Origin of the sequence: Magnetospirillum sulfuroxidans (assembly GCF_018224925.1) — a bacterium.
In the GTDB taxonomy this organism is placed as follows: Bacteria; Pseudomonadota; Alphaproteobacteria; order Rhodospirillales; family Magnetospirillaceae; genus Magnetospirillum; species Magnetospirillum sulfuroxidans.
In genome coordinates this window covers 122,407-133,458 of record NZ_JAGTUF010000011.1, presented here as the reverse complement: position 1 = coordinate 133,458, position 11,052 = coordinate 122,407, and the positions used below count along the sequence as shown (strand labels likewise).

General features: G+C 64.6%; 4 protein-coding genes. All 4 read left to right on the top strand.

Translation table 11 applies throughout. The annotated features are described in order from the left end of the window. Positions 1–768: 768 nt before the first annotated feature. The 4 genes from KEC16_RS12565 (at position 769) to KEC16_RS12550 (ending at position 10,999) form a co-directional block, all read left to right on the top strand. Positions 769–2,391 carry an ABC-F family ATP-binding cassette domain-containing protein gene (locus KEC16_RS12565; protein WP_211549401.1) on the top strand — a complete coding sequence of 541 codons (1,623 nt, stop codon included), beginning with the start codon at positions 769–771 and terminating at the stop codon, positions 2,389–2,391. A 100-nt stretch (positions 2,392–2,491) separates the two neighbouring features. Next, complete coding sequence (locus tag KEC16_RS12560) at positions 2,492–7,423, top strand: alpha-2-macroglobulin family protein (RefSeq protein WP_211549399.1); 4,932 nt, start codon at positions 2,492–2,494, stop codon at positions 7,421–7,423. After that, a complete protein-coding gene (pbpC, locus tag KEC16_RS12555) occupies positions 7,420–9,462 on the top strand; it encodes a penicillin-binding protein 1C (protein WP_211549397.1) in 2,043 nt (680 codons plus the stop codon). The genes KEC16_RS12560 and pbpC overlap by 4 nt, the downstream gene beginning before the upstream one ends. Positions 9,463–9,589: 127 nt before the next feature. Further along, on the top strand, positions 9,590–10,999 hold the full coding sequence (locus KEC16_RS12550) for a TolC family outer membrane protein (protein WP_211549395.1): 1,410 nt from the start codon (positions 9,590–9,592) through the stop codon (positions 10,997–10,999). Positions 11,000–11,052 lie beyond the last annotated feature (53 nt).

Below are 11,052 nucleotides of genomic sequence, written 5' to 3'. Positions count from 1 at the left end.
CCCCCCCTCCGAACTCAGCAGGAGAAGCGAATCACGATGCAGCCTCAGATGAAAGGGTTTTTCCGCAGCCTGTTAAAGCGCCACGACACTTGGTAGCACTTAGGTCATTTTCGGTTCCAAGAGTAATAATCTTTTTCCCTAGCCGCCCCTAAACCCCATGATGTGCCTTGCTACCGAGCCAATCAGACGGCGGAATCCTGGTAGCGTGGCGGCAGCAATAGGGGGCAAAATCCTGGGTATTCGCGCGCAATCTGGCGCAGTACATGTGCAGGAAAATGCGGTGTAGAATGGCTGAAATGGCGGGTTATTCGTAGTATAGCGAAATTAGACGTACAGATTTCCAGACGACTCATAACCTGAAGGTCGCAGGTTCAAATCCTGCCCCCGCAACCAAATTTAAGCCGCTAGGTCAATGACTTAGCGGCTTTTTTGCTGTCCGAAATCATGTGTCATCAACCATTGCCCCATGTTCCGGGTGATTCCCGCGCATTTCCAACGGTTTAGCCTTGGTCTTCCGCCTGTTCCCACTTATTCGCGGCGCTTCAGCTCGCGCTCGGCTTCGACCAAGTCTGAGATTTCGCTGTCCAGCCTCGTCAGTGCCTTGCACCGGTCCTTGTCGGTCATCGGCGGGTGCGGGTGGTCCGCACAGCCGCGCCAATTCCTTGGCCGTGTCGTCATGCGGTGCTGATCGGTTCAGCATAAGGACTCTGTGACCTCGCGCATCCTGTGGCATAAGGAGCGGATCACGCCACGGGAACCCAGTCGCACATGATACGCTTAGATAACATCAGCAAGCAGAACGGCCATCAGATCCTTTTTTTCGAGGCTTCGGCCGCGTTGAACCGGGGGGAAAAAGTCGGTCTTGTCGGGCCTAACGGCGCCGGCAAGACGACGTTGTTTCGGATGATGGCCGGCGAAGATATGCCGGATGAAGGCCAGGTGGCGATCGAGAAGCACGTCTCGATCGGCTATTTCAATCAAGATGTCGGTGAAATGGCCGGTCGCAGCGCCGTCGCCGAAGTGATGGATGGGGCCGGGCCGGTCAGCGCCGTGGCGGCGGAATTAGCCGAGCTTGAAGTGGCCATGGCCGATCCTGACCGTGCCGACGAGATGGACGCCATCATCGAACGCTATGGCGAGGTGCAGGCGCGTTTCGAGGAATTGGGCGGTTATGAACTGGAGGGGCGGGCGCGTGAAGTGCTGGCCGGGCTCAGTTTCAGCCAAGAGATGATGGAGACCGATGTGGGGGCGCTGTCGGGCGGCTGGAAGATGCGGGTGGCGCTGGGGCGCATCTTGCTCATGCGGCCCGACGCCATGCTGCTTGACGAACCAAGCAACCACTTGGATCTGGAAAGCCTGATCTGGCTCGAAGAATTCCTTAAGGGCTATGACGGCGCCTTGCTGATGACCTCGCATGATCGCGAGTTCCTGAACCGGATCGTCACCAAGATCGTCGAGATCGACGGCGGGTCGCTGACGTCTTATTCCGGCGGCTATGAATTCTACGAACGCCAACGGGCATTGAACGAGAAACAGCAACAAGCGCAGTTCGAACGCCAGCAAGCCATGTTGGCCAAGGAAATCAAATTCATCGAGCGCTTCAAGGCGCGGGCCTCGCACGCGGCCCAAGTGCAAAGCCGGGTGAAGAAGCTGGACAAGATCGAACGGTTCGAGCCGCCAAAGCGTCGCCAAGCGGTATCGTTCGACTTTGCGCCGGCGCCGCGCTCGGGCGAGGACGTGGTGGCTTTCCGCAACGTGCACAAGGGATATGGCAGCCGGACCATCTATGAAGGGCTTGACCTGACCATCCGCCGCAAGGAGCGCTGGTGCGTCATGGGCGTGAACGGCGCCGGCAAGTCGACGCTGTTAAAGCTGGTGGCGGGCAGCACCGCGCCGGATGTCGGCACGGTCGCCGTCGGCGGCAGCGTCAAGATGGGCTATTTCTCCCAGCATGCCATGGAATTGCTTGATGGCGAGCGGACCGTGTTCGAATCGCTGGAGTGCTCTTTCCCCCAGGCCAATCAAGGTTCATTGCGGGCGCTGGCCGGCTGTTTCGGCTTTTCCGGCGACGACGTGGAAAAGAAGTGCCGCGTCTTGTCGGGCGGCGAAAAGGCCCGCTTGGTGATGGCCACCATGTTGTACAATCCGCCCAATTTCCTGGTGTTAGACGAACCGACCAACCATCTGGATCTCGACACCAAGGAAATGCTGATCAAGGCATTGGCCAGCTACGAGGGCACCATGCTGTTCGTGTCGCATGATCGGCATTTTCTGGCGACGCTGTCCAACCGGGTGTTGGAACTGACGCCCGAAGGCATCCACCAATACAGTGGCGGCTATACAGAATATGTGGCGCGCACCGGGCATGAAGCCCCCGGATTGCGCAGCTGATCCGGCATCGCCCCTCTCCGCGCTTCTTGGTTGGGTAAGTCCATTGCCGCCGGCGGGCGCTTGCGCGATAGTAACCCGCTGACTTCAGGGGAGCGGGGCGATGAATAAGACGATGACGGCGATTGCCGTTTTGGTTTGTGCTTCCGCCTCGGCCTTGGCCGTCTGGGGGGTTAAGGATCTGCCGCGGTTTACCGCCGCCCCCGCCCCCAAACCCGCTTCCTCTGGTTCGGCCCCGGTCATGGCCCCTTCGACCGCGACACTGGCGGATGTGCGGTCGCAGCCTGCCAAGGCGTTGGAAAACGTGGCGGCCGGGGAATTGGCGTTTCGCCGCGTGGTGGTGGAAACCGGCGGCGACGCCATCGAAGCCTGCCTGACCTTTTCCGCCGATTTGACCGCGACCGGTGCCGTGCGCTATGCCGATTACGTGCAATTGCCGGCGGGGGTCAAAGCCGGTTTTCGCGTTGACGGCAAACGTCTGTGCCTGTCGGGCTTTGCCGTCGGCTCGGAATACACGCTGACCCTGCGCGCCGGATTGCCGGCGGCCGGGGGCGAGACCTTGGCCCAAGCGGCGGATGTCATGGTCGCTTTCGGCGATCGTCCCTCTTCGGTGCGATTCGGCACCGGCTTCGTGCTGCCGCGTGAGGCGGTCGAGGGCTTGCCGGTCACCACCGTCAACGCCTCGCGGCTGGAGGTCAAGGTCTATCGCGTCGGCGATCGTCTGCTGGCTCGGATGCGCCAGGATCTGGTTGATGACCGCACCACTTACCCTTATCGCGCCCGCGAGGTCGCCAATGACGAGGGCCGCTTGGTGTGGAGCGGCGAAATCCCGGTTTCCGGGCCGCGCAACGAGGCGGTGATCACCTTGTTCCCGCTGGACAAGGCGGTGGGCAAGGCCGAGCCCGGCGCTTATCTGGTGACGGCGCGCGATCCCGACGTGCCGCAAAACCAGGGCGACGAAGAAGGATATTACGATGCGGCGGAATACCGCCCGATCGCCTCGCAATGGGTGGTGCAGTCGGATCTGGGGCTGACCTCGTTCACGGCCGCCGACGGCTTGACCCTGGCGGCGCGCTCCCTGCATTCCGCCAAACCGCTGGCCGGGGTGCGCATGGTGCTGATCGCCCGCAACAATGACGTGCTGGCGGAAACGCAAACCGGCGGCGACGGGACGGCGCGCTTCGCCCCCGGCCTGCTGCGCGGGGCTGGCGGTCTGGCTCCGGTCATGGTCATGGCCTATGGCGGCGATGATTTCAATTTCATGGATTTGCGCCGTCCCGCTTTTGATCTGTCCGATCGCGGCGTCGATGGACGCGCCCCGTCGGGGCCGGTGGATGCGTTCTTGTATTCCGAACGGGGAATTTACCGCCCCGGCGAAACCGTGCATCTGGTCGGCATGCTGCGCGACGCCGCCGCCAAGGCGATCGTCGGGCGGGATTGGATCGTTAAAATCACCCGTCCCGATGGCAAGGAATACCGCCGCTTCAGTGTCTCGGACCAAGGCGGCGGCGCTGCCCATAGCGAGATCAAATTGCCGGCCGATGCCGCGCGCGGCAATTGGGAGGCTTCGATCCATCTGGACCCCGAAGGCCCGGCGGCGGGACGGCTTGGTTTCGAAGTCCAAGATTTCGTGCCGCAACGTTTGGGGCTGACCATCGGCGAGCGTCCGGCCTTTCTGCGTCCGGGCGCGGCGCTGACCATCCCGGTGGAAGCGCGTTTCCTGTATGGCGCCCCGGCCTCGGCCCTGGGGGGCGAGGCGCAATTGACGCTAGAGCCCGATCCGGCGCCTTTCCCGGCCTATAAGGATTTTCGCTGGGGCATCGAAAATGAGGCCTTTGACGGCGGGCGCCTTGATCTGGCGGTGAGCGATACCGATGCCCAAGGCCGCACCGTCGTGAGCGGCGCGGTGCCCGATGGCATGAACGCCACCCGGCCCTTGCGCGCCGATATCGGCATCGCCGTGCGGGAGCCGGGCGGGCGCGCCACCGCCGAGCATGTTTACATCCCCCTGAACACCCGTGATGTGGCCTTGGGATTGCGTCCCCATTTCGATGGCAGCGTGCGCGCCGGTCAAGACGCGGTATTCGATCTGATCGCCGTCGATGCCGGCGGCGCCCGCAAGGCCGTTACCGGTCTGGAATACCGTCTGCTCAAGGATGTCTCGACCTGGCAATGGTATCGCTCGGGGGCCAATTGGCGCTATGAGCGGGTGGCGCGCGAACAAGAAATTGATCGTGGCCTTGTCGATGTGGGGGGCAATGGGCCCAAGCTCATCCGCCATCAGGTGGAGTGGGGATTGTACCGGGTGATGGTGCGGGACCCGGTTTCGGGGGCGACCAGTTCGGTTTCGTTCTGGGGCGGCTGGTACGGCGCCGCCTCGGCTGATCGGCCCGACCGGTTGAAGATCGCGGCCGACAAGGCCGGCTATCAGAGCGGCGAAACCGCCCGGCTGCATGTTGATTCCGAAGCCGCGGGCGAAGCCTTGCTGGTGATCGCCAACGAGCGCCTGCACGAAACCCGCAACATTTCCATTCCCGCCGGCGGCGGCGATGTCGAGGTGAAGATCGGGGCCGAATGGGGGGCCGGCGCCTATGCCATGATTACCTTGTACCGTCCCTTGGCCGACAAGCCGGGCCGCGCCCCGGTGCGCGCCGTTGGGACGGCATGGTTGGGATTGGACCCGGCGCAACGGACCCTGTCGATCACGGTGGACGCGCCCGAACGGATTGTCCCGCGCAGCCATCTGACCGTGCCGATCAAAGTCAGCGGCGGCGACAAGGCGATGGTGACCTTGGCGGCCGTGGATCAAGGCATCTTGCAGTTGACGCGGTTCAAGACGCCGTCGCCGCAGGGCCATTATTTGTCCAAGCGTCGGCTGGGCGCGGAAATGCGCGACGATTATGGCCGGCTGATTCGCGGCCTGACGGGATCGGGCGATGATCAGGGCGGCGATGCCTTTGGCGGCAAGGGCCTGGATGTGGTGCCGACGCGGACCACCGCGCTGTTTTCCGGTCTGGTCCGCGTCGATGCCGACGGCATGGCCCGGATTGCCCTGGACATTCCCGATTTCCAGGGGGAATTGCGGCTGATGGCGGTGGCCTTTGACGCGGACAAAACCGGCTCGGCCGAGGCGCGGGTGATCGTGCGCGATCCGCTGGTCGCCGAACTGATCTTGCCCCGCTTCCTCGCCCCTGGCGATCAGGGCGGCGCCACCGCCTTGGTGCACAACGTCGATGGGGCTGCGGGAATCTATAGCCTGGATGTGCGCATGGGCGACGCGGTGACCGCGCCGGTCCTGTCGCGCAAGATACAGTTGGCCAAAGGCCAGCGCGAGGTGTTCACCTTGCCCATCCAGGGCACAAGCACCGGGATCGGCTTTGCCGAACTCAGCATGAGCGGCCCCGACGGCTTTGCCGTGACGCGGAATTGGCGGATCCAGGTCCGTGCCCCGCAATTGCCGATCACCTTGCAAGACACGGCGAGCATCGCCCCCGGCGAGACGGTGATGTTGGGGGCTGAACGCGCCGTCGATTTGCGGCCGGAAACGGTACTGGCTTCGGTCTCTGTGTCGCGCTGGCAAGGGCTGGACGTGGTGGGGCTGCTGCGCTGGATGGACCGTTATCCGTTCGGCTGTCTGGAACAAACCACCAGCCGGGCCATGCCCTTGCTGTATTTCAACGAGGTGGCGGCGACCATCGGCTCGCATCAGGACAAGGACGCGCCTCAGCGTATTCAAGACGCGGTGGAACGCATCGCCTCCCTACAGATGGCCGAAGGCGATTTCGGCATGTGGAGCGGTTGGGGCGAATCCGCCGATCCGTGGCTGTCGGTATTTGCCCTGGATTTTCTCAGCCGCGCCGCCGACAAGGGGTATGACGTTCCCGCCGCCACCATGAATGCCGGTCGCCGCTGGTTGGCCGGCGGCGCCACGCGCTATGATCGCAGCGATGTCAGCGCCTATGCCATGGCGGTTTTGGCCCGCAAGGGCTTGGCCAATGCTGGGGATTTACGCTATTTGGCCGACCAGAAGCCGCCGGCGGAGCCCATCGCCCTGGCCCATCTGGGCGCGGCCTTGGATGCGGTGGGCGAACGGGCCCGCGCGGCCAGGGCTTTCGACCAGGCCAAGGCGACCTTGGCCGAATGGCAGCGGCTGCATGACAGCGCCAATGCGGACGCGGCCAAGGCGCTGAGCAAGAAGATGCGGCCCTATGGCAGCCTGCTGCGCGACGCTTTCGGAATTGCCGCCATCGCCGCCGAATCGGGGCGCTCGGCTTTGGTTCCAAGCGTGTTGCAGCTGACCGAAACCATGGAAACCCAAGCGGATTTGACCAATACCCAGGAAAAGGCCTGGATGTTGTTGACGGCTGCCGCCACCGCCCGCAATTCCGGGCGCTTGGTGATGGATTTGGACGGCAAGCCCATGGCCGGCGGCGATCCGGCTTCGGCGGTTCTGGCTGTCGCCGATTTGCAGCGCGGCGTGAGTTTGAAAAATGCCGGCGAAGGCCCGGTATTCCGCACGGTCTCGGCCTCGGGCGTGCCGATGGCGCCCTTGCCGGCTGCGGCGACGGGCGTCACCGTGGCCAAGCATTATTTCGATATGGCGGGCAATGCCGTCGATCCGACCCAGGTCACGCGCAACGACCGCCTGATCGTGGTGTTGGAAGGGGCCGCATCGGCCAAGGTGGCCGGTTCTTATGCGGTTCTGGATCTGCTGCCCGCCGGCTGGGACATCGAAGGAGTGATCCGTCCCGATCAGCCGGGATACGGTTGGCTGGGCACCTTGTCCGACCCGCCGTTGCGCCAAGGCCGCGATGACCGTTTCGTCGCCGCCTTGGATTTGCCGGAACAGCGCATGGCCGATACGGTAAAGGACCGCGAGGCGCATGCTTTCGCCCCCTGGACCTTCAAACTGGCCTATGCGGTACGGGCGGTCAGCCCCGGCGAATACGTTTTGCCGGCGGCACGGGTCGAGCATATGTACCGCCCCGCCCTTCAGGCCCGGACTGAAATGGGCCGGTTGACGGTCACCGAGTGATCCGGCGTCACGCAATCAAGATCGCGCTGGCGGCGTTCGGCGTCATTGCCGCGATCTTGATCGCCGATAGGCTGTTTCCGCCGGATTTAGGCAAGTTGCGGGACCATTCCACCCTGGTTCTGGATGCCCAAGGCGGCCTGTTGCAGGCTTTTCCCGCCGCCGGCGACGTGATGCGGGTGCCGACGGGGCTGGAACAGGTCGATCCATTGTATCCGGCCATGCTGAAAGCGGCGGAAGATCGCCGTTTCGGTTTGCATCCCGGCTTTGACCCTTTCGCCGCCTTGCGGGCAACCGGTCAGGCGCTGCGGTATGGCCGGGTGGTGTCCGGGGCCTCGACCTTGTCCATGCAGGTTGCCCGCCTGCTGGAACCCAAGCCGCGCACCCTTGGCGCCAAACTGACGGAAATCTTGCGGGCGGTGCAGGTGCAAGCCCATTTGGGGCGTGACGGCATCCTTGCCGCTTATATGACCTTGGCCCCGTTCGGCGGCGCCCTGGAAGGGGTTCAGGCGGCGTCATGGGCTTGGTTCGGCAAACCCCCCACTCATCTTAGCCCGGCGGAAGCGGCATTGTTGGCGGCCCTGCCGCAATCGCCCGAGCGGTTGCGGCCCGACCGTTTTCCCGCCGCCGCCCGTGCCGCCCGTGACCGGATCTTGGATCGCGCCGCCGCCGCCGGCGTGATCAATACGGCCACCGCCCAAGCCGCCAAGGCCGACCCGGTTCCCGTCGATCAGCGCCCCTTGCCCATGCATGCCCCGCATCTGGCCCGCCGCTTGGCCGCCGCCGCCCCGGTCGGGGCGATTTTGCGCACCCATGTGGATGGCAAGCTGCAACGCGGACTGGAACGTTTGGGGCTGACGCAAAAGCAACGCTTCGCCGATGACGCCGATCTGGCGGTGGTGGTCTTGGCCAATCAGGACCGTAAGCTGCTGGCCCATCTTGGCAGCGGCGACTGGCTGGCCCGCCAAGTCGACCTGAGCCAGGCCCGGCGCTCGCCCGGTTCGACGCTCAAGCCGTTCATCTATGCCGTCGCCTTTGATGATCTGTCGCTCCATCCCGGCAGCTTGATCAGCGACATGCCCCAGCGTTTCGGTGCTTGGCGGCCGCGCAATTTCGATCACGATTTCCATGGCACGGTCACCGCCCGCGAAGCGTTGCAGCGGTCGCTGAACATCCCCGCCGTGCAGGTTCTGGAAAAGATCGGTCCGGCCCGCTTCGCCGCCGTGGTGCGGCTATGCGGCATTGATCTGAGCTTCCCATCGACCGAGGACCCCGGTCTTCCCTTGGCTTTGGGCGGGGTCGGCATTCGCTTGACCGACCTGGCCGCGCTTTATGCCGGATTGGCCGATGACGGGCGCATCTTGCCGCCGGCCACCTTGCAGGGCGAACCGCCGCCGTCGCCCCGGGTGTTGGTGGGCAGCGCCGCCGCCCGTGCGGTGCTTGACGTTCTTGAGGGCAGCCCCAGCCCCAACGGCATCGCCAGCGGGAGTGGGGTGGCCCGGCCCCGGCGCATCGCCTTTAAAACCGGAACCTCGTTCGGCTTTCGCGATGCCTGGACGGTGGGGGTGTCGGCGGATTACACCGTGGCGGTGTGGGTGGGGCGCGCCGACGGGGCGCCGCGGCCCGGCGCCATGGGGCGCGAAACCGCCGCCCCCATCATGTTTAAAGTCTTCGACTTGTTGCCGCCCGATCACGGATTGCGCCCTCCGCCTCAATCCCCAGGCCATGCCCTGTTTCAGGCTGTGCCGCCGCCGGCTTTGGCCCATCTTCGCCAAGATCACAGCCTGCCGGGGCGCCCCGGCGAGCCGTTGCGCATTTTGTTTCCGCCCGATGGGGCGGTGGTGGAAACGCTCAAAGACGGCGTGTCGCTGTTGGCGGCTGGCGGGACACCGCCGTTTCAATGGGTGGTCGATGGCGATCCACTGCCGGCCGGGGCGTCGTTTTGGCCGCCCCAGGGTGAAGGCTTCAGCCGCATCGTCGTCGTCGATTCACACGGCCGCCGGGCCGAAACCTCGATCCGGGTGCAGATGCCCGACAACTGATTTCGTCCTTGCCGGGATAAGGGGGGGGGCTTTCATCAACGACGATTGATGAAGCTTTGCCGCAAGGGGGGATTGTCTTGGTCGGACCTGGGGGCGGCAGTATCGTGCCGCCATTGGGCTGCTTGGGATGATGGTGCTTATGGGGGATTTCCGCCGCGTTGGGGTGTGGGGGTGCGTTGTTCTGCTCGCCTTTGGTTCGGCTCCGGCCGCCGCTCAGTCGCTTGAGGACGCGTTGGCGCTCAGCTACTGGAACAATCCGACGCTCAAGGCCGAGCGCTCGGCCCTTGCGGTTTCCGATCATGGGGTCACCGAAGCCTTGTCGGCGTGGCGGCCGACAGTGTCGGTCACGTTGGGGCGATCGCGCAGCTACGTCAAAGCGCATGATTCCAGTGACACCCGCAGCACCGCCATCTTGCCGCAGCGCCAAGCGGGGGTGACGCTCAGTCAGCGCATCGCCGATTTCGGCCGGACCGCCGGGGCGGTACGCGCCGCCGAGGCGCGGGTCCTGGCCGGGCGGGCCAATCTGGCCAATGTGGAACAGAGTGTTCTGCTGGAAACGGCCGAGGCTTATTTGGGCGTGGTGTGGGCGGAACGGGTGCAGGAACTCACCCGCGCCAACGTCTTGGTGTTGAACCGTCAGCTTGACGCCGCCGAGGCCGGTTTCGCCCGTCAAATGGCCACCATGACCGACGTGGCCCAGGCGCGGGCTCGTCTCGCCAATGTCCGTGCGGCTTTGCGCCGGGCCGAGGCCGGGCTGGACACCGCCCGTGGCCGTTATGTCGCCGTGGTCGGCGAAGCGCCGGCCAGTCTGAGCTTCCCCGAGATCTTGCCGGACCTGCCGGGCAATCGCGATGCCGTGCTGGCCGAGGCGGAAATGGCCAATCCCCGCGTGCGTGGCGCCAGCTTCGCGGTCGAGGCCGCGCGCGCCGCCATCGACAGCAGCGAGGCCGAAGTGCTGCCCATCGTCACGATGGAGGCTTCCGACAGCTACGAAACCAACAGCACGGTCGGAGTTTCGGACCAGCGGGTCCAGCGCGCCGGCGTGGTGGTTCGGGTCCCGCTTTATCAGTCGGGGGCCGAATATGCGCGGGTTCAGGCGCGCAAACAGGAATTGGGGCAGCGCCGCCAGCAATTGGAAGCGGCGCGCCGCGCCGCCCGCCAACAAGCCCAGGAGGCATGGAATTCGCTGGCGGCGGCCCAGCCCCAGGTGGACAGTTATGACGCATCGGTGCGCGCCAACCAGATCGCTCGGGACGGTGTCGCCGCCGAGCAGATGCGCCTGGGAAACCGGACTTTGCTGGACGTCTTGAATGCCGAGCAGGAATTGTTCGAGGCGCAGATCAATCTGATTGGCGCCCGTCGGGACCAGATGGCGGCGTCTTATCGCAGCCTGGCCGCTTTGGGCCGGATGACCGCCGAATCGCTGAACCTGGCCGTCGTCCGCTATGACCCTGCCGTGCATTACGAAAATGTGCGGGGGAATTGGATCGGCTGGGGCGATGAGGTTTCCGCCGGTGAGGCGGGGCCGGCGCATTAGACCGTGATGCCTTCAAGGGGCATCCCGGTCTTACACCATATCCCGGTGATCGG

Excerpts from the sequence above, each read along its gene's own strand:
- KEC16_RS12565 (WP_211549401.1), top strand. The coding sequence starts at position 769 with ATGATACGCTTAGATAACATCAGCAAGCAGAACGGCCATCAGATCCTT.
- KEC16_RS12560 (WP_211549399.1), top strand. The coding sequence starts at position 2,492 with ATGAATAAGACGATGACGGCGATTGCCGTTTTGGTTTGTGCTTCCGCC.
- KEC16_RS12550 (WP_211549395.1), top strand. The coding sequence starts at position 9,590 with ATGATGGTGCTTATGGGGGATTTCCGCCGCGTTGGGGTGTGGGGGTGC.